The organism is Ruegeria sp. CH10, from assembly GCF_056537125.1.
In genome coordinates this window covers 98,135-116,954 of the sequence record NZ_JBQFQY010000008.1, presented here as the reverse complement: position 1 = coordinate 116,954, position 18,820 = coordinate 98,135, and the positions used below count along the sequence as shown (strand labels likewise).

The following is an 18,820-nucleotide window of genomic DNA, read 5'->3' as shown; positions in this document are numbered from 1 at the left end:
TTGGACGTCGTTCACCAGGAATTGTAAGACAGGTACTTGCCTGACATCTCGACCTTGACCCGGTCGCCTTTTTCATGCGGCACGCGGGTGACTTGCATGTCGAAGTCGATGGCCGACATGATGCCGGTTCCGAATTTCTCTTCGATCAGCGCCTTCAGGGTCGGGCCATAAACGCCAACGATTTCATAAAACCGATAGATGCAGGGATCGGTGGGGACGCTTTGTTCCCAGACCTTTGTGGGCGGCTCGGCCAGTACGCTCGCGGCCTCTTGCGGCAGGCCCATCAAGGTGACCATGGCGTCGGCCTTGTCGGCGGGGAAAGCGTTCATGCCCATGCAGGCCGAATGGGTCCAGACCGGCGACATGTCGATCTTCTCGGCGATGCCTTCCCAGGTCAGGCCAGCCTGTTTCTTGGCCGACAGGATCATCATGGTGACATCTTCTTTGGTCATCATGGCGGGGATTTCGATTGTGTCTTTCATTGGGGTTCCTCCTGATTTGAATGTCCGTGCGCGGGGCTTTCAGTCGTTGACGGCCCGCAGTTGAGGGTTGGTCTCAGCTACATCGGGGGCCGGGTCCGTCAGGTCGATCACAACGGATTCTGGCCGCTGCGCCGCACCGTCGCTGGCCTGACCGGCGAGTTCCTTGGAACGCTGTCCAAGGAACTGCACCAGATGGTTGCGGATCGCGTAGTAATTGGGGTGGTCGACGATTTCCGTCCGGGTTCGTGGCCGGGGAATGGTGATCTCGACCGACTCGGCGACCCGTGCAAACGGGCCATTGGTCATCAGCAGGATGCGGTCGGCCAGCAGGATCGCCTCATCAATGTCATGGGTAATCATGAAGACTGTCTGCTCGGTTTCGCCCCAAACCTTCAGCAATTCGTCCTGAATCGTGCCCCGGGTCAGCGCGTCCAACGCGCCGAAGGGTTCGTCCAGCAACAACAGCTTTGGCTGGTTGGCAAAGGCGCGCGCGATGGACACACGCTGCCGCATTCCGCCCGACAACTGGCTGGGCTTGCGGTGTACCACATCGCCCTCAAGCCCCACCTTGGCCAGAAAGGCGCGCGCGTGTTCTTCAACCTTGGCGGCGGGCCAGCCGGGATAGCGGGCTTTGACGCCGAAGGTCACGTTCTTGAGCGCCGACAGCCACGGCAGCAGCGAGTAGTTCTGGAACACCACGCCGCGATCCAGCGAGGGGCCGGATACTTCGAACCCGTCCATCTTGACCACGCCTGATGTGGGCTCCGCCAGACCGGCCAGGATGTTCATGATGGTCGATTTTCCACAGCCGGAATGACCCAGAATGCAGACGAATTCGCCTTTTTCGATGCCAAAGCTGGCGTTTTCGAAGACGGTCAGGGTGCCGCCCTGACCGTCGGGGAACTGCTGGGTCAGCAATTCGATATTCAGAAACGGTTTACTCATGAGTGTTGTTCCTTATTCGGCATAGGCAACGGCGCGCTGCAGGTAGGCAAAGGCCGAATCCAGCAGCATGCCCACAATGCCGATCATGAGGATGGAAAAGATCACCGAGGTGAGGTCGAGGTTGTTCCATTCGTTCCACACGTAATAGCCAATGCCGGTCCCACCCACGAGCATCTCGGCCGCAACGATGACCAGCCACGCGATTCCGATGGAAATCCGCATACCTGTAATGATCGTTGGGGCAGCGGCGGGCAGAATGACGGTAAAGGCGGTGCGAAACGGCCCCAGTTCATGCGTGCGCGCGACATTCACCCAATCCTGCCGGACACCGGCGACGCCAAAGGCTGTGTTAATCAGCATTGGCCAGATCGAGCAGATGAAGATCACGAAAATCGCGCTTGCCTCACTGTCCTGAATGATGAACAGGGCCAGCGGCATCCACGCCAGCGGAGAAATGGGCCGCAGCACCTGAATGAATGGATTGAACGCCTTGTAAGCGACCTGGCTCATCCCGATCAGAAAACCCAGCGGGATCGCCACGAGGGCAGCCATGAAATACCCGGCCAGAACGCGATAGATCGAATAGCCGATCTGAATGCCGATCCCCTTGTCGTTGGGGCCGGCGTCATAGAACGGGTTCGAAAGCTGCTCCCAAGCTTTGGCGATGACCTGACTTGGGGGCGGCACACCGGCCTTTTGCGCCCCGCCACCGGTCAGACGTTCGTATTCGGTGAGTTCTCCGGCAGCTTTCTGGGCGGGAATGGCGGCCTCCCATATCAGAAGGCCAACCACCAGCATCACCACCGACAGCAGCGCCGCGCGCTGATTTATCGAGAGGTTGTCCAACATTTACGACGCTTTCCCGATTGCAAAGCTTGACACATATCCTTCGGGATCTTTCGGGTCGAAGGTCTTGCCCATGATGGTGTGGGATTTATAAGTCACGTCCGGCGCGTCATAGCCCAGGTCGGTCATGATCTTCTTGGCATCCGCAGCCAGATAGACCTGCTCGGCCACACCTTTGTAATCCACATCGCCTTCGATATAGCCCCAACGCTTCATCTGCGTCAGAATCCAGACACCCATCGAGTGCCATGGGAAAGGATCGAAATCGATCCGGTCGGGCACTTGTTGCACCTCGCCCAGCCCATCGGCATAGGTACCGGTCAGGACCTGCTCGATCACAGGCACCGGCTGGTTCAGGTAGTTGGTTGGCGCAATCGCTTCTGAGATATCCTTGCGGTTATCGGGGTTCGACGCGAATTGCGTGGCGTCGATGATCGACTTGAGCAGCGCGCCATAAGTATTCGGCAGCTCGGTCGCAAAACTCAGCGGCGCGGCAAAGGCACAGCAGGGATGGCCTTCCCAGATGTCCTTGGTCAGGGTGTGGATAAAGCCGATCCCCTCCCACACGGCGCGCTGGTTAAACGGGTCCGGCGACAGATAGCCGTCGAGGTTTCCTGCGCGCAGGTTCGCAACCATCTCTGGCGGGGGCACAACGCGGATCTGGATATCAACATCGGGATCCAGCCCAAACTCGGCCACGTAATAGCGTAGCAGGAAGTTGTGCATCGAGTATTCGAACGGCACGCCGAAGGTGAAGCCCTTCCACTGCTTCGGATCGCGCTTGTCCAGATGTTCATTCGACAGAACGATGGCCTGCCCGTTGATGTTCTCGACTGCAGGCATGATGTAGGGCGTTGCGACCGAACCCGCGCCCATGGTCATCGCCAATGGCATGGGTGTCAGCATGTGGCTGGCGTCATATTCGCCCGACAGCGACTTGTCGCGGGCCACGGCCCAGCCGGCTGTTTTGATGACCTGAGCATTCAGGCCATAGCGTTCATAGAATCCCATCGGTTGCGCCATAATGATCGGCGTGGCGCAGGTGATCGGAACAAAGCCGATGTTCAGGTCGGTCTTCTCAGGCGTGCCCAGATTGTCCAGGATGGCGGCCTTGGCCTGTTCCAGCGGAAAGACCGAGGCCAGCGCCGCCGCAGCGGTCCCGCCGCCCAGCATCCCCATGAACGACCGGCGGTTGATGTCGCTTTGCCCAAACACAGACCGCACAATCGCGCTTTCGACCACGCGTTCGGTCATCTGTTCCGAGGTCATAACCTCGGGCTCGGCATAGTCCTTGTCATGGCCGTGGCCGGACAGGCACCCCTCGCAACCGCAATCGGCCCCGTGGCGCAGGTCGGTCTTTGCGGAAAACGGATTTCCAAGGCTCTTGATCGTCATGGTTTTCCCCTTGTGTCGGTTAAGTTGCCATGATGGTGCCAGTCGAATTTCGCCCAAAACAGCAGCCGCACAAAATTTGTGCGCAATAGAAAATGACTTTTAATCAATGATATAAGCGTCCAACTCTGTGCACATGGTTACGATCTTTCGTAAATTACGAAATCTCGAATTCAGATGCCGCGCCGCAGCACTAGACTGTGGGTATGACGCTTACCTTGTTGCCCCCCGATTCCATTTTGCACGCGCTGCCCGAGGCGGCGCTGGTGCTCGACACCTCTACTGACCGAATTGTGGACTGGAACACGCACGCCCGGGATTTTCTGGATGCAAAGCCGCAAGACGACCCCCTGCCCTTCTCACGCTATTTGCAGTCAGCGCTGCCAAAATTCGTGGTGTTCATCGAAGAGATCGATCACCGCAGCGAAAGCTGGACCCGCGATATTCCCCTGACCTCGACACAGGGCAAAACCAAACGCTGCGAGCTGCGCGCGCGGCTGTTGACGGGCAAGTCGGGGTGGCTGATGATGACGCTGACGGATCTGGATGCGCTGGATCATCGGGCCGAACTGACCGCAATGGCCGAGACCTTTCGGGGCGGGATTCTGGAGTGGAAGCGGACCGAAGGTTTCTTTGCGGAACTGGAGCGACAAAACCAGCTGATCCTGAACGCGGCCGGCGAAGGCATCTATGGCGTCAATGCCGAGGGCAAGACCACCTTCGTCAACCGCGCGGCACAAGAAATGCTGGGCTGGACCACGCAGGACCTGTTGGGCAAGGATATCCATTCGATGATCCACCACCATCATTTGAATGGCGAGGTTTACCCATCGCAACAATGTCCGATCTATCGCTCCTTCCGGTTCGAACAGGTCAACCGGATCGAGGATGAGGTGTTCTGGCGCAAGGACGGCAAACCAATCCGCGTCGAATACGTGTCGACCCCGATCTACGACCAACAGGTTCTGGCCGGAGCGGTGGTGATCTTTCGCGACATCACCGAACGCAAAGAGAACGAACGTAAACTGCGCGACGCGCTGGATGAGGTCGCAGCGCTGCGCGACCGGTTGGAGCAAGAGAACGCCTATCTGCAAGAGGCGATCACGTCGGAACGGGCGCATCACGACATTATCGGCACCTCGCCTGCGATCCGCCAGATCGTCACGCGGATTGATCTGGTCGCCGGAACGGATGCAACCGTGCTGATCTCGGGCGAGACGGGCACTGGCAAGTCTCTGGTGGCGACCGAAATACATAAGGCCAGTCCCCGCGCCCGCCGGCCGCTCATTCATTTCAAATGCAGCTCTCTGGCCCCCGAAGAAATTGAGGCCGAGCTGTTCGGACAGGTGCGCGGCGCCCCAAACGGCGCCACACGGGATAAACCCGGCAAACTGGAACTGGCCCATGGCGGCACATTGTTTTTAGACGATGTAGAAGAGCTGCCGCTGGAGATTCAGGGCAAGTTTCTGGCGGTGCTTCAGAACGGGGTCGTCACCCGGCTGGGCGACACACGGGAAAAACCGATCGACCTGCGCGTCATCGCCGCGACCTCGTTGACCGAGGCGCAGGCTCGTCGTGCCGATCGCATTCGCGAAGACCTGTATCTGTTCCTGAACGTGTTTCCGATCACTTGCCCGCCTCTGCGCGAACGCCGCGAGGATATCCCGCATTTGGCCGCGCATCTGCTGAAGATCGCCGGTCGCAGGCTTAACCGACGGGTGCCCGTTCTGACGGAACACGGGGTACAACAACTGCAAAGCTACGACTGGCCCGGAAATGTGCGCGAACTTCACAACGTGATCGAACGTGCCGCTATCGTTTCGCAAGGCGCAAAGCTGGTGGTCGAATTGGAGGGGGCTGTATCAAGCGTACAGGCAAGCACGTCCTTTCGCACCGAACCCCAAATACAAGAACTCATCCGGGCGAATTTGATTGCCGTACTGCGCGAAACAAAAGGGGCGGTTTCCGGGCCATCCGGCGCAGCGGCATTGCTCGGCGTTAAGCCGACGACGTTGTATTCGCGGATAAAATCGATGAAAATAGCAGACACAGAATGGCAATAAGCCAAGTTTCCATCAATGCCTGGTATTGCCGTATGGGGCCCCCGTTTGGATCACCCCAAAAGCGGCCCGGCTATTGTCGAAGAAGAGCGCGCTATCCTCATCCTGCGACAGCAACGTACCGCCAGCAGACACGGCACGAGCGGAAAAAGAGCCGACACTGTCCACACTGAAGGAGGGAAGCCAGTAGACCTTGTCGCCCCGCAGGGTCTTGTCCAGCGCACGTATCCCGGCGATCTCTTGGCCGTTTCGGTTAAGCAGCTTGGCGCGGGTGCCCTGAAAACGGTCATCGGGCACAACATCAAGCCCCAGTACGTGGCTGTAAAACGGCGCAACCCCAGTGATCGAAGACGTAAAAAGCTCGTTCCAGACCATGCGCCCGTAACCGCTGCCATCGCCTTTGCTGTCGATACTTGGGCCGTCATAGCAGGTAAAGCCTGCCCCAAGCGGATCACGGATCAGCGCCATGGTGCCATCTCCGAAAGGCGTGGGCGGGACATCAACGATCACACCATCCGTTTCTTTGGCACGGGCGACAACGCCATGGATGTCATCCACAGCAAGGTAAGACATCCAGAACGGTGGCATTTTGAGTTTTCGAAAAAACGGAGGCATATCATAGATACCGGCCACCATTTCAGCGCCCTGCATTGCGGCATGATATGTCACCTGATCCATACCGAAGCGGTCATCCGATGCTGCCGCTGCTTTGCCCATGTCCTGTGTTTTCCAGCCAAAAACCTCAGCGTAAAACCTGCGGGACGCGTTTGTGTCGTATGAGGACAGGTCAGTGAATACAAAATTGCTGTCAACGCGAAAACTCATTTCAGGGCCTTTTGGGTCGTACCTAGGAGTTACTTAGGTACTGGTCAAAGACCTGCCAAGCCCAAGCCAACGCGGGGATTCTTTGGCGACCTATGGTGTGTGGCACGACCGGTCGGGAAACACGAACAGCTTGCTGAGAAGAAAGAAAACCGCCGTATAGGTCAGCAAGGCTGCGATCTGCGACACAAGGTGCGGCGCCTGAAAAGCATGAACAAAGATCAGAAGCACAACCAAGTTCATCGCATAACTGATCGCAAACGCGATCATAAAGCGGCCTCCAGACGACCAGGATGCGTCCCGCCCAAATGTCCACCGGCTGTTTGCAAAATAGGAAAAACACAGCCCAGCTGCATACCCTACCATATTCGCCAGAACGGGAGAAAACCCAAGCAGATACATGCAGGCCAAAATAACAGACAGTCCAACGCCCGTATTTGCCAGACCGACAAAGCCGAATTTGAGGATTTGCAGCCCCGTTTGTTTCATTTTTGGGCCCGGACTGCGTATTGCGCACCTATCGGCAGCTTGGTCAACCACGCTTCAAGCGGACGTAAGGATTTAAGGACATGCGGAAAAAAAGATTCGGAACTTCACATCAACATCGCTGGGTGAGTATCCACTCGCCTCCATCCGTTTACGCAAAGTGCGTGCGTTGATCAGGACGGCATTTTCATTAAACGGGCAAGTGTTCACCGCACGCACTGTCAGAGGGTTCCGGGGGTTGTGCTCAAACACGAAAAACCGCCCTCCGGGACGCAAGGTCCGGCGAATTTCACGAAACAGGCCAACATGCGCCTCTTCGGGATGTGATGAAAAACACAAGCCGCCAATGCAATATCCTGACTGTTGTCCGGCAAAGGTAAGGTGCTTCCATCAAAATGCAGGGTCGTACAGCGTGGAACCTTGCGTTGGTTGGCAAGATCAAGACTCCGCTGAGACACATCAGCAAGCGTAATGTCGCTATTTGGGAAGAAAGACGCGAAATACGGGGCCGATGCCCCTATCCCTCCACCGAAATCCAAAATGTTCGTCGGTTCCTCATCCAACCCCCGTGCTTCAAAATCATTGCGGATGTCACGGATTTTCCCCGCACCAGCCTGAAGGAAAGGTGCCTTTCGACACCGGCTTGACCTTAAAGGAACCGGATGCCTCGCTATATTGCAATCCCAAATGGTGAAGTCGAGGACCTGACCACTTACCTGTCGCACCTTTCAGCTCAGCAGGGTCAGTGTTGCCCAAGATGCGGGAACGCAGTTGGGGATTGTCGGTCAGCGCGTCAAAAAAAGAACACTGATTCGCGCAATTCCAAAGCCTAGGATTTAACACTTGTGTTAACCGAATATTATTGTCTTTGTGTTGACCGTATAACTGTTTTTGTTTTCGCGAGTATCCAATGGCCACGACATTCACCGTCTTCTCCCTTGGGAATCTTCCAATCTGGGATCCTGTTGAAGGCAACCAGACCCTCTCGACATTCGCGGTGGACTCGGCCTTGGGTACGTATGGCTCAGCCGCTGATCCCCTTTTCGACGACAGACAAACTCTTTCCGAAGCAGGCAACGGATTCAGCGGTGGCGACCCGGACACCTATGACATCGACAACAACGTGTCGAATGATCAGTTCAGCATCGATGGCGGAGCCCCGCAAACCTTTGATGCATCGATGATCTTCAACGCTGTCATTACGTATACAGACGGCACGACGGCCAATATAACAGCGGTTGTTTTTCAGGACACGAACGGAAACACCTACTGGTCCCCTGAGTTTGAAGAAAACGGCGATCAGGATGCCATTGGCGCGCAGGCGATCCAATCGATTGAACTGGTGTCCCCCGTCTATGCCAACGGGTTCAACACGGGCTATTCGATGTTTGGCGAGCGGGAGGAAGCCGATCCTTTATGCTTTGCCAAGGGCGCTATGATCGAATGCCCTGGTGGCCCCCGCCCGATCGAGTCGCTGTGCGTCGGTGATCTGGTCCTGACGATGGACCATGGCGCGCAACCGATCCGCTGGATTGGTCATCGCAGGATGACGGCCATTGGAAAGTTTGCGCCCATCCGTATCCACACAGGTGTTTTGGGGGCCACAGATACCCTCGAAGTCAGCCCACAGCACCGCCTTCTGCTGCAGGGGGCGCACGTCGATCTGCAGTTTGGCACCCCGCAGGTTTTCGCGGCGGCGAAACATCTGGTCGACGGCAATTATCTGTCTGTACGAGAGGGTGGACAGGTCGAGTATTTTCATTTGCTATTCGACGATCATCAGATCATCTGGGCAAACGGTGTTGCATCGGAAAGCCTGCTTTTGGGCCAGGTTGGAGTGGCCGCGCTGGATGAAGACAGCGTCGCTGAAATTCAAACGCTGTTCCCGGAACTGGACGTCACCTCAGACCAAATGTGCAAAGCAGCCCGCCCGATTCTGAAGTCTTTTGAAGCTTCGGTCGTTTTTGCGTAACACTCAGAAAGCACCGGCGCTCAGGCGGCCTGACAGCAATTCCTATGACGATTCGCACTGGAAAACAGTGGTGCGGGTGGAGGGACTTGAACCCCCACGCCTTGCGGCGCCAGAACCTAAATCTGGTGCGTCTACCAATTTCGCCACACCCGCAACTCCGGCAACGCCTGCCGGGATGGCGTGCTCAATAGCAAAGCAAATCGGAGAGTGCGAGAGGTAAAATCGAACAGTGGCAAGATTATTGACCGCTAATCCGCAACAATCATCAAGTATGCCAGAGGCAGGAACAGCGGGCGCAGCCGGTCAGTTTACGCACGCCACCCCGTCCCACTTTGTATTTTACTCGGGGCTTTCTCAGCATGTTGGGTTCAGCGGCAAGAATTTCTCCAAAGCTATTCGCTGTAATTATTGTTCCTAAATCGAGAACATTAATGAGTTAAAGGTCATTTTTTTAAACGCGTTTACGTTGAACTGCCGAAACAGAAGGACCAACACTGCACTTCGCCGGGCACGAGGAAACAATCAAGAAACCCTTAGAAGCCATTCTCTATCGTGGCAGGCCACCACGTCAACACACGACAATATATTGTTTTTATTATTATTTTAATGATCCGAAAGATCATAGATCCAAAGCCCGAGATACGTGGCAATATCCGCCGATTTGGAAACGATACTGCCCTAGGTTGATCAACATCCGTTCAGCAAGCCATGTTTGCGCCACAATTCAAACGCCAAAAAATCTTATTCGCGTCAAAAAATAACACTGGCTTACCCACAATGATGGTGAGCGGGAGTTAATGAGTCTTTTTTGCCCACTGGCACAATACCAGTTTGTTGCTCAACTCGAACAAAAGGGTCTTAACCGTGACCAACATGATGAACTCTGCTGCTGCTGAGCAAGACGCCATTGGTCTTGCCCGCGAAAGTTTTCTTGGTGAATTGAAGTCCCTGAATCGCGACCACCCGAACACCGGTTTCGGCGTGTCCTTGCGTACGCATTCAGGCGGGCACTACTTGCTGGCCAATTCACGTATGCCGCTGCCCAAAACCAAATCTGATGGTTTTCCGACCGGGCGCCGTCTGGCGCTATTGGAAAATAGCGATCAGTTCAGTGAGATCGAAGTTCTGGCGGATGCCAACGCTTATGAGGAAATCTCACCCGGCGATGAAGCCGCGATTCTGGGCAATGCGCTCAACCTGATCGCCCGAATCGACATTCTGACCAGCGATGCGGCCGGTCAGGCTCAACACCATATCGCTGCTACTGGAACCGGAGGCTAACCATGGCCCGTAACGACCATCTTCTGTCCGTAGGAAACGAAGCCCTGACGCCGATGACCTCGGCTATGTCTGCGCTCTCGGCACAGATCGACCAACTGACAGAGGTGGCGGATGCGCGGTCCTCGGCGCGACTTGCGACGCTCAAGACTCGGATGGAGAATTTTACCGCCAGCGTAACGCTGGTGGGTCAGGTTAAAGCGGGCAAGTCCTCGATCGTGAACATCCTGTCCGGGCGCCCTGCCCTGTTGCCCTCGGATGTGAACCCGTGGACGTCGGTGGTAACCACGCTGAACATCAACACCCGGACCGAAGGCGACCAAAAGGCCAAGTTCACCTTCTTTGAGCAGGAAGAATGGGACAATCTGATGGTCGGCGGCGGCCGACTGGGTGAGTTGGCCAACCGCGCCGGTGCCGATGATGAGATGGAAGACATCCGCCGTCAGATCGGCGAGATGAAGGCCAAGTCCGAGGCCCGTCTGGGTCAGCATTTCGATCTGATTCTGGGGCAAAGTCATCAGTACGACTATTTCGACGACGAACTGATTCAGCGCTATGTCTGTCTGGGCGACGATGAGGACCCGGATATCAACCCCAAGACTGGACGGTTTGCCGATGTGACCAAATCGGCGGAACTGTTCATGGACATTCCGCAATACCCGATCTCACTGAAGCTATGCGATACGCCCGGCGTGAACGACACATTCATGGTGCGCGAACAGATCACCCTGCGCAGCTTGCGCGGGTCCGAGGTCTGCGTGGTGGTTCTGGCCGCGAGCCAGGCCCTGACCACCATGGATATGGCGCTGATGCGGATCATCGCGCAGTTCGAAAATCGTCAGATCATCCTGTTTGTAAACCGGATTGATGAACTGTCGGACCCGGTCAATCAGGTCCCTGAAATTCGCGACCGTATTCAGGACACGCTGAAACAGAACAATATCGACAAAGATACCAGTGTGGTGTTCGGCAGCGCCATGTGGGCCGAGGCGGCCCTGACCGGCAACCCCGACATCATGACCGAGGAGTCTCGTCAGGCGCTGAACACCTTCTACCTGGCGGCCGGGTTTGGCGATCAGGCCCCGTCGCTGGACAAGATTTGGGCCCTGTCCGGTCTGCCCGACCTGTTACTGGCCATGAATGAACGTATCGTCGAAGGCGCAGGAAACCGTTTGCTGGACCGTGTGCGCCATCGTGCGCGCAACATTGCCAGCCAGATCAGGGCAACTGCAGTGGCCAAGAACCTGTCCGAAGGGCAAGGCGTGGTCCGCGATCTGGACGGAGTTGCCCCCGAAGAGGCCATCGGAAAAGTCATTGAGGAATATGAGAAAAAAGCGGCGGCCCTTACCACCTCTTTGCGTGACAAAGTGCTGGAGCGGCTGAACTCGGCCGAATCCAATTTTGTGAAACGCGCCACGGATTCCCTGATTTCTCATCTTGAACAAAACGGTGAGCAAGGCACGTGGCAATATGATCCGGCCGGTCTGCGGACCCTTCAAAAGGCGGCTTACTTCAGCTTTGCCCGCGCAATGCGGAAAGAGGCCGGTGCGCTGTACAATGCCTCGGCAGCAGATGTTGAGGCGCTGTATCAAAAGCTGTTGGGCAACCATCTGGGTGAGTTCAGCATCGAGGCGCCCATCGTTCCCCGCGTTCCGCCGCCGCTGGGCATCGGACGCACCATCGCACTGGATTTGCAAAGCACGTGGTGGCGGCGCTGGTGGCAACGGCGCAAAGGGTTCGAGGCCTATGCCGCAGATTACACACGTTTGATCGCGTCCGAGGCGAACTCGATCACCAAGGACCTTGAGGAAAACCAGATCGCAGCCGTTCTGGAAAATGTACGGGCCGCTTTGTCGGACTTCCTGCGCGAGCAGAAAGAAACCTTGCTGAGCATCTCGGCCTCGGCCGAGCAGGACCCCAACCAGGCCGCCTTGATGGCGGGCATGACGCCCAAGAAATCACGCGACGATATTCTGGGCGACATCCTGAAAGATCTAAGTAACGAGGCAGCATAAGTAGCGACATGGCAAAAGATACACAAACCCGCTTCGTCTCTCCTAAGGCATGGGAACGCGTCGAGCAGTGGTCCCGGCGCAAACCGATCTTTGCCCTGATGGGCGAATTCAGTGCCGGGAAATCCACGCTGATGAACTTTTTGCTGCGCTCGCAGGCTTTGCCGACACAGGTAACTGCAACGCAGCTGCCCCCTGTCTGGTTCAGCTGGGGTAAAAACACCGCCTATGTACACCGCCCTGATGGCACCCGCGAAAACATCTCGTTGGATGAGCTGGAAAACGTAGGCGTCAACGATGCCCAATTTGTGCGTATCTTCCTGGAGGCTGATATTCTCGAAGCAGTCGATCTGATCGACACGCCCGGAATCTCGGATCCCAAAATCTCCAGCGACGTCTGGCGCCGTGCAGTTGGTCAGGCCAACGGCGTGTTGTGGTGCACCCACGCAACCCAGGCCTGGCGCGAGACCGAACGCGCAACCTGGGTTTCCCTTCCCGAGCGTCTGCAGAACAACTCCTTGTTGCTGGTGACCCGGGCCGATGTGCTGGGGGCCAAAGACCGTCAAAAAGTTCTGCGCCGCGTGAATCGCGAAGCCGGGCATTTGTTCAACCGCTCGATTCTGTTTTCGGCCCGCGATGCGATCAACGCACGCGACAAGAGCGGCGATGCCGAACTGTGGGCACGCAGCGGCGGTGGCAAAATGGTCGACAGCTTTTTGCAGATCACCGAACAGATCATGGACAACCGCGCCGATATGCTCTCGCGCTATCAGATTGACCACGGCCTGACTGAAGGCGGGCGTGTACATCCGATCCGTCCAAAGCGAAAAGGTGAAGTCGAGCAACCGCTGAAACTGGTTGATCCGGTTCTTGAGACGGAAGAGGCGCAAGAAGACGAAGTTGTCACCAACTTCCCGATCCGTCCTGCCCGCGTGGAACGCCGGACCGAAGAAGTGGCACGCGAAGAGCGCATCGACCCCGCCGAGGCCGAACGTCTGCGTGCCGAAATGGTCCCTGAAACCCCCGAAGCCACCCCTGAAGCCGAAACCGAAGGGAACGAGCTGCGCGCGGTCTTCAAGGATACCGGGTCAAACAGCCTGAACCTTGGCGAATTCCGCGATGACGCGGCCGAAGAGGATTCTTTCGATCTTCTGAGCGAAGAGGAACTGGAAGAAGACGAGGACAATATCCTTTCCGTTTCCGAGCTGGACGACCCGGCTGACGCTCTGGATACGACCGCTGTCGCGTCCGATGAAGGGACAATGGAACTGGATGACGACGGCTCGGAAGAACCCAGCGCCGAGGTCTCGGTTTCGTCGATCACCGCGCTTCTGGCAGAGCAATCCACCGGAACCGACGATGAATATGAGCCGGAACCGGAATCGAACGGGTTGGTGGATATGCAGATCGTCGCTGTGTCCGAAACGAACGAGGATGCGGCCGAGGAAAAACACGAACAGCTTGAAGACCTGCTGAACGTCCCCGCCGGAATTCCGCTCAGTGCCGCGTCCATGTGGCGTGAAATCACTGCGGATGAGGAATTGCCCGAGGATGCCGAGGGAATGAAAAACGTATTCCGGGCCTTCCTTGAGGAATTCGACCAGATTGCAGCCGAACACTACGCTCGGTACACCAAGGACGCCGCGGGTTCTGTTCCCAACGCACCCGATCGCGGTGGCCCGGAGATTCGTGCGTTATGACCAGAATCAGGTAACAGACGATGACAATCGAAGCCGCACTGAACACCGCGATGGAAACCATACCCGACTGCATCGCAGCCGGGTATGTCGATATGGAAACCGGTATGTTGCTGGGGACCAACAGCCAGGATTCCGAAAGCGCCGATGTGCTGGACAGCCTTGCTTTGGCTGTCGCCAACCTGTTTCAGGGACGGGGCGTCAACGCGTTCGAAGAGCTGTTACGCGCATCTGGCACCGATGACACTGAAAATCCGGGATTTGGGGAAATCGCTGTGTTTTCAAAGGATCGGTTGAACATTTTTCTGCGGACACGGGATTATCCTGATCACGTGATCTGCTACATCTGTCGCGGCAGCGCCAATGTCGGGTTGGCGCTGACGAAATCGCATCTCAGCCTGGGGCCGGTTGCGGCCGCAGTATAGACGGGACCAGAGGGGGTCACGGCATGATGGATACAGACATACTTGAGATGCTCGACGACATCGGGCGATCTTCTGTGGCCCGCCTGAATCCGGCGGTAAGCGTTGCCGGCGACACTGCGCAGCTGCGGCGCGAAAAGATTCTGCGCACCATTCGCGGCACCATTCTGCCCCGCCGTCTGGAATTTACCGCAGCCAACGGCGATTGCCTTGCGATTGAGGTCAACAGCTCACGCGTGACGGATGTATTCCGGGTGCAATCCGGCATCGCCCCGGATTTCGAAACCGAACCGCGCGATGTGCTGGCTGGCAAGCTGGCGCAACTGGTCACAGACATCGCCGCAGCACCTACCCCTTTGGAACTGGTATCGCTCCAACCGGATACGGCGCTTGAAGCGGATGATGTCGGCATTACTTTTTCCGAGATCGAAGCCGCCTGTGAATCGGTCGAATTCCCATCTGAGCCTGTCATCGCCATTGTTCCGCAAGAACCCGAGGTTGAGGCGCAACCCGAGGTCGCAATTGAAGAGCTTGATGGCTCTCTGGCACAGCAATTCTACGATGGGTCGGCTCGGGTCGCCCAGGGCCGCATTCTTGCCCTAAGCACCGACGGGACCGTTTTGCAGACCAGCGACGCCTGCGATGGTGCAGGATCGCTAACCCCTTCCGCTGATTTGTTGGCCCGGTTTGCCCGCGATCTTGCCGGATGGGACAGCGACAGTGAGGCTGTGATGGACCATCCGCAATTGATCGTCATGCGCCCGTCGGGCGGTAAAGGCACCGGTTTGGCCGTTCTGAACGATGGCGAAAATTTCGCGATCGCAGTTCATGAAGCCCGAAAACTAGGTGCTGTTGTAAATCTGTGGTCGTCCCTTCGGGAGGCAGGCGAATGACGCCACCCCTTTTATTCAATTTTTCGATGAATTCGATCCGTGAGATCAAGTTACCAGGGTAAAGAGTATGAGTGAAAGCAACCGTCGCGAGTTAATCCGTATTGCAGAAGACATGAACGGGACGTCCAATGAGGAGACCCGTCAGTTCATTTCTCGCATCGTTGATGATTTGACGAACCTGAAACCCTCAATCGCCTTTGTCGGGCAGATCAAGGCGGGTAAATCGCGCCTGATCAACGGCTTTACCGGGCAGGCGGAATATCTGCCGTCTGATGTGAACCCCTGGACGACGGTGATCACTGACATGCATTTCGGCCATCCCTCGGGGCGTACTGCCGGGGCCGAGTTCCATTTCTTCGACAACCGCCAGTGGCAGGCGCTGATCGCCGAGGGCGAAGAGCTGCGCAACATGTTCCCCGATGACGAGGACAGCTATAAGCGCGAAATGATCGAAGAGCAGGTCGAAGCGATGAAAACCCGCGCCAAGCTGCGTCTGGGCGAAAGCTATAAACACCTGCTGGGTCAGCACCACGATCTGGAAGAGCTGACCACGGATGACCTTGCCCGCTATGTCTGTGCCGGGGACGATCCGACCGAGGAAGGCACCCATGATCCCGGCTCGGATCGGGGCCTGTACAGCGACATTACCCGCAAGGCCGAGGTCTATTTCGACATCGGTCATTTTCCGTTCCCTCTGACGGTGACGGACACGCCGGGCGTCAATGACCCGCTTTTGATCCGCGAGGAAATCTCGCGTCAGTATCTGAAGGAATCCGATTTCTTTGTGGTCGTCCTGTCAGCGCATCAGGCGCTGTCGCGGGCTGACCTGAAGCTGTTCCGCCTGATGCAGGCGCTGGAACTGGGTCAGATTGTGGTGTTTATCAACCGCGTGGATGAACTGGGCGGCGGTGCAGAAGACGCAGGCAAGGTGCGCGCCGACGTGCTGGAGGGTTTGGAAAAGGCCCTTGGAAACGCGGATATCGACGTTCTGATGGGCAGCGCGCAATGGGCGCATTATGCCCTGACCGGCGACGAGACGGGCATCAACCATGATGAGGTACTGGCCTGGCTGCGGGCGCATCCGGAACAGATGAAACAGTATCTCGACGGTGTCGAAGAAATCAAACAGGGTGCAGGTCCGATCAGCCGCGAAGGCGTTCTGCGCTTTGCTGCCATGATCGCATCGGGCCTGCCCGACCTACGCCGTCATGTGACCCATGCGCTGGCTGACGGCCCCCGCAACGAACAGTTGCGCATGGCCTGGCAACACCTCAACAGCTTTGCCCAGGGCGAAGTTGAACGCAGCAAGGCCCACCTGCGCGTGATTGAAGACAGCAGCGGTCCGACCACGGAGAACGTCGGCGAAAATGACAAGACCCTGTCTGAATTGCGCGGGCTTGTGACCCAGAAAACTGCCGAGATCGTAAATGACCTGGATGATGTCCTGGCCAATTTGCGCGGCGTCATGGATGACACCGTGGCCGAAGCCGTATCCGCTGTGGTGCGCGGCCCGAACGGCGACTCGCCCCTGCTGGCCAAGGGCGGGGACACCGAGCTGAACTTTTCTCCGCTGCGCGATCGTATGCGCGAGTTGGTGCAAGGGGCCACACAAGTCGTGCGGCAACGGATGTTGAGCGAGCTGTATGCCATTGACATGCAAAGCAACGCTGCCCTGCGGGCCCTGCCCGGCTGGCAGGAACCTACCGAGAACCGCATGAACACCAGTGCCGTTCGCTGGTTCCGTCCAGATACAACCGCACTGACCCGCGGCATCACGGTCGAATTGCGAGTCAGCTGGCTGTCGCGCCTGATTTCCCGCAAAAGCGTTGTGACCCGGGCCGAGCGCATGCTTGTGCAGGAATTCGAAATGATCGGGGACGATCTGGTCGATACTGCACGCGCCGACCTGCTTGAACGTTTGAACACCGTTCTGGATCACTACATGGCGCTGCTGGCTGGACATCTTGAACATCGTGTCAGCTCTGGTGAGAAAGATGAACGGACCGAGGCGCAGGCGGCGTTTGACCACGCCCAGCGTCTTGTCGAAGAATTGGGCGCAGTGTTCGGTGCGCATAACCCAGACAAAAGACTTGCAGAGGCTGCTGAATGATTGAATTCCCCGGAACCGCACAGGAAGTCAGGCAACTTGAGCGCTTTCTGACCGCGACCGAAAGCCTTCCGGCAGACGCCGCCCTCGACGCGTTGCGCGCCCGTGCTCTGGCGCATGCCGAACGGCTGTCCAACGCGGTGAACATCGGATTCGCCGGGGAATTTGGGGCTGGGAAATCCAGCCTCGCAAACATGTTGGCCGGGGCTGACATTCTGCCCACAGGTCCGCAGCATCTGAAACTGCCGCTGGTGATCGTTGCCTATTCGGACACGCCCGAAACCACGGTCGGCTGGTGGGACAAAGAACCTAAGGTCTATTCCGGAATCGCGCTGGAAAAAGCCGCGGCGGACGAGCCCGATTTCATCTCGGTTGGGTTGAACACCCCGGCCCTGGAAGAGATTTCACTGTTCGACCTGCCCGGAACCGGGGCGTTGGACGACACCTACAAGGCGACGCTCGATCTGCTGAAATTCGTCGATTGTGCGATCTGGTGCACCAACGGAACAAATGCCTGGCGCGAGACTGAGCGCCATCTTTGGGCCCAGGTCCCGCAGGAATTGCGCGCCAATAGTCTGATGGCTGTCACTCATGCCGATCTGCCCCCGGTGCGGGATGCGCTGGACCGGGTGGTGGCGCGTCTGAACAAAGAAAAGGGTGAGTTGTTCCGCTCGGTCGTACCCATCGGGACACCCGTCGCCGTGCGGGCCATGGCACAAGAACCCGAGCCCGATTTTGCGCTGTGGGAAACCTGCGGCGGACAGGATCTGGCCGAGCAGGTTCTGCAAATCGCGTCCGACCGCCGCATCGCCGATCTTGAAGCCGCACGCCGCGATCTTGAGCAGGACTTCCTGCCCTTCCTCGCAACGCTCGACGGTCCCGAGGCCGAGGCGGCCGAGCCCGACACTGTGTCGCTTCAGACAACTCTCGAATCAGCGCTGCCGCCGTTGGAAAACCCGATCCTCGAAGATTGGCTGGCCGCGATTGCCAGCATATACGAAGACCTCCGGGAATCCTCTGATATCGAACCATCGGCCTTCCTGCATGCCTGCCAGGAAATTGTCGAGGATTTCGCCGAGCGGCTGGAACAAGGCGACGAAATCGACCCCAAGGCCGACTGGATTCCGGGTGAGTTCGAAAAGGCCACTGATCTGCTCTTGTTGCTGCAATTTGAAAGCGGTGATGCCCCGTTGAAAGACGCCATCGGCATCCTTGCGCAGCTCAGCGACAACCTCGCCTGGGCTGGCAGCCGCGTGGATTCGGCGCAGCCAAAAACCGGAACCTAGTAATTTCTCGTTAAGATTGCGCTGTAATCCCCGATTCGAAGCGCCCAGAATCGCGCCAAAATAATAACGACTCCGTTGACCAAGTAGAGACAAATAGCGATCGGCCTGCATTTTGTGCAG

The 18,820-nt window shown here is 57.3% G+C and carries 16 protein-coding genes and 1 tRNA gene; 9 read left to right on the top strand and 8 right to left on the bottom strand.

The annotated features are described in order from the left end of the window. Positions 1 to 11 precede the first annotated feature (11 nt). From cynS to ACRZ94_RS19355, 4 genes are read right to left on the bottom strand one after another with little or no spacing between them, the layout of a single operon-like run. Positions 12 to 482, bottom strand: coding sequence for a cyanase (gene cynS, locus ACRZ94_RS19370; protein WP_480798096.1), 471 nt, complete (start codon positions 480 to 482; stop codon positions 12 to 14). A gap of 39 nt (positions 483 to 521) precedes the next feature. Continuing rightward, positions 522 to 1,427, bottom strand: a complete 906-nt coding sequence (locus tag ACRZ94_RS19365; protein ID WP_480656207.1) for an ABC transporter ATP-binding protein — start codon at positions 1,425 to 1,427, stop codon at positions 522 to 524. Positions 1,428 to 1,439: 12 nt separating this feature from the next. After that, positions 1,440 to 2,276, bottom strand: a complete 837-nt coding sequence (gene ntrB / locus ACRZ94_RS19360) for a nitrate ABC transporter permease (RefSeq protein WP_480656209.1) — start codon at positions 2,274 to 2,276, stop codon at positions 1,440 to 1,442. Continuing rightward, positions 2,277 to 3,668 (bottom strand): CmpA/NrtA family ABC transporter substrate-binding protein, encoded by a 1,392-nt coding sequence (locus ACRZ94_RS19355; protein ID WP_480656211.1) that lies wholly within the window; start codon positions 3,666 to 3,668, stop codon positions 2,277 to 2,279. 203 nt (positions 3,669 to 3,871) lie between these two features. On the opposite strand from ACRZ94_RS19355, the gene ACRZ94_RS19350 reads away from it, so the two are divergent. Further along, a complete protein-coding gene (locus tag ACRZ94_RS19350) occupies positions 3,872 to 5,728 on the top strand; it encodes a sigma 54-interacting transcriptional regulator (protein WP_480798095.1) in 1,857 nt (618 codons plus the stop codon). A 12-nt stretch (positions 5,729 to 5,740) separates the two neighbouring features. On the opposite strand, the gene ACRZ94_RS19345 is transcribed toward ACRZ94_RS19350, so the two are convergent. The 3 genes from ACRZ94_RS19345 to ACRZ94_RS19335 form a co-directional block, all read right to left on the bottom strand. Then, entirely contained in the window at positions 5,741 to 6,550 is an 810-nt protein-coding gene (locus ACRZ94_RS19345) for a VOC family protein (protein ID WP_480656215.1), read from the bottom strand. A gap of 90 nt (positions 6,551 to 6,640) precedes the next feature. Continuing rightward, a complete protein-coding gene (locus ACRZ94_RS19340) occupies positions 6,641 to 7,087 on the bottom strand; it encodes a GtrA family protein (RefSeq protein ID WP_480798094.1) in 447 nt (148 codons plus the stop codon). Positions 7,088 to 7,254: 167 nt separating this feature from the next. Beyond that, entirely contained in the window at positions 7,255 to 7,758 is a 504-nt protein-coding gene (locus tag ACRZ94_RS19335) for a class I SAM-dependent methyltransferase (protein ID WP_480798093.1), read from the bottom strand. Positions 7,759 to 7,943: 185 nt separating this feature from the next. Here ACRZ94_RS19335 and ACRZ94_RS19330 point away from each other — a divergent pair, with 185 nt between their 5' ends. Beyond that, a complete protein-coding gene (locus tag ACRZ94_RS19330; RefSeq protein WP_480798092.1) occupies positions 7,944 to 9,005 on the top strand; it encodes a Hint domain-containing protein in 1,062 nt (353 codons plus the stop codon). A gap of 68 nt (positions 9,006 to 9,073) precedes the next feature. Here ACRZ94_RS19330 and ACRZ94_RS19325 read toward each other — a convergent pair. Further along, positions 9,074 to 9,158, bottom strand: a tRNA-Leu gene (locus tag ACRZ94_RS19325). Positions 9,159 to 9,878: 720 nt separating this feature from the next. On the opposite strand from ACRZ94_RS19325, the gene ACRZ94_RS19320 reads away from it, so the two are divergent. The 7 genes from ACRZ94_RS19320 to ACRZ94_RS19290 all read left to right on the top strand — a co-directional run bounded on the left by ACRZ94_RS19320 (position 9,879) and on the right by ACRZ94_RS19290 (position 18,700). Beyond that, positions 9,879 to 10,286 carry a hypothetical protein gene (locus tag ACRZ94_RS19320; protein ID WP_480656394.1) on the top strand — a complete coding sequence of 136 codons (408 nt, stop codon included), beginning with the start codon at positions 9,879 to 9,881 and terminating at the stop codon, positions 10,284 to 10,286. A gap of 2 nt (positions 10,287 to 10,288) precedes the next feature. Next, positions 10,289 to 12,298, top strand: coding sequence for a dynamin family protein (locus ACRZ94_RS19315; protein ID WP_480656225.1), 2,010 nt, complete (start codon positions 10,289 to 10,291; stop codon positions 12,296 to 12,298). A gap of 8 nt (positions 12,299 to 12,306) precedes the next feature. Then, positions 12,307 to 13,995: a dynamin family protein gene (locus ACRZ94_RS19310; RefSeq protein WP_480656227.1), complete on the top strand. Its 1,689-nt coding sequence runs from the start codon at positions 12,307 to 12,309 to the stop codon at positions 13,993 to 13,995. Between the two features lie 20 nt (positions 13,996 to 14,015). Continuing rightward, the gene (locus ACRZ94_RS19305) at positions 14,016 to 14,417 is read left to right on the top strand and encodes a hypothetical protein (protein WP_480656229.1); all 402 of its coding nucleotides are present in this window, start codon (positions 14,016 to 14,018) and stop codon (positions 14,415 to 14,417) included. Between the two features lie 23 nt (positions 14,418 to 14,440). Then, a complete protein-coding gene (locus ACRZ94_RS19300; protein ID WP_480656231.1) occupies positions 14,441 to 15,307 on the top strand; it encodes a hypothetical protein in 867 nt (288 codons plus the stop codon). A 67-nt stretch (positions 15,308 to 15,374) separates the two neighbouring features. After that, the gene (locus ACRZ94_RS19295; protein ID WP_480656233.1) at positions 15,375 to 17,417 is read left to right on the top strand and encodes a dynamin family protein; all 2,043 of its coding nucleotides are present in this window, start codon (positions 15,375 to 15,377) and stop codon (positions 17,415 to 17,417) included. Then, positions 17,414 to 18,700 (top strand): dynamin family protein, encoded by a 1,287-nt coding sequence (locus ACRZ94_RS19290; protein WP_480656235.1) that lies wholly within the window; start codon positions 17,414 to 17,416, stop codon positions 18,698 to 18,700. Before ACRZ94_RS19295 ends, ACRZ94_RS19290 begins: the two co-directional genes overlap by 4 nt. Positions 18,701 to 18,820 lie beyond the last annotated feature (120 nt).

What these genes read in the sequence shown, in the direction of transcription:
- cynS (WP_480798096.1), bottom strand. Translation starts at nt 482, where the DNA reads ATGAAAGACACAATCGAAATCCCCGCCATGATGACCAAAGAAGATGTC.
- ACRZ94_RS19330 (WP_480798092.1), top strand. Translation starts at nt 7,944, where the DNA reads ATGGCCACGACATTCACCGTCTTCTCCCTTGGGAATCTTCCAATCTGG.
- ACRZ94_RS19290 (WP_480656235.1), top strand. Translation starts at nt 17,414, where the DNA reads ATGATTGAATTCCCCGGAACCGCACAGGAAGTCAGGCAACTTGAGCGC.
- ntrB (WP_480656209.1), bottom strand. Translation starts at nt 2,276, where the DNA reads ATGTTGGACAACCTCTCGATAAATCAGCGCGCGGCGCTGCTGTCGGTG.
- ACRZ94_RS19305 (WP_480656229.1), top strand. Translation starts at nt 14,016, where the DNA reads ATGACAATCGAAGCCGCACTGAACACCGCGATGGAAACCATACCCGAC.
- ACRZ94_RS19365 (WP_480656207.1), bottom strand. Translation starts at nt 1,427, where the DNA reads ATGAGTAAACCGTTTCTGAATATCGAATTGCTGACCCAGCAGTTCCCC.
- ACRZ94_RS19350 (WP_480798095.1), top strand. Translation starts at nt 3,872, where the DNA reads ATGACGCTTACCTTGTTGCCCCCCGATTCCATTTTGCACGCGCTGCCC.
- ACRZ94_RS19320 (WP_480656394.1), top strand. Translation starts at nt 9,879, where the DNA reads ATGATGAACTCTGCTGCTGCTGAGCAAGACGCCATTGGTCTTGCCCGC.
- ACRZ94_RS19315 (WP_480656225.1), top strand. Translation starts at nt 10,289, where the DNA reads ATGGCCCGTAACGACCATCTTCTGTCCGTAGGAAACGAAGCCCTGACG.
- ACRZ94_RS19355 (WP_480656211.1), bottom strand. Translation starts at nt 3,668, where the DNA reads ATGACGATCAAGAGCCTTGGAAATCCGTTTTCCGCAAAGACCGACCTG.
- ACRZ94_RS19300 (WP_480656231.1), top strand. Translation starts at nt 14,441, where the DNA reads ATGATGGATACAGACATACTTGAGATGCTCGACGACATCGGGCGATCT.
- ACRZ94_RS19345 (WP_480656215.1), bottom strand. Translation starts at nt 6,550, where the DNA reads ATGAGTTTTCGCGTTGACAGCAATTTTGTATTCACTGACCTGTCCTCA.
- ACRZ94_RS19295 (WP_480656233.1), top strand. Translation starts at nt 15,375, where the DNA reads ATGAGTGAAAGCAACCGTCGCGAGTTAATCCGTATTGCAGAAGACATG.
- ACRZ94_RS19310 (WP_480656227.1), top strand. Translation starts at nt 12,307, where the DNA reads ATGGCAAAAGATACACAAACCCGCTTCGTCTCTCCTAAGGCATGGGAA.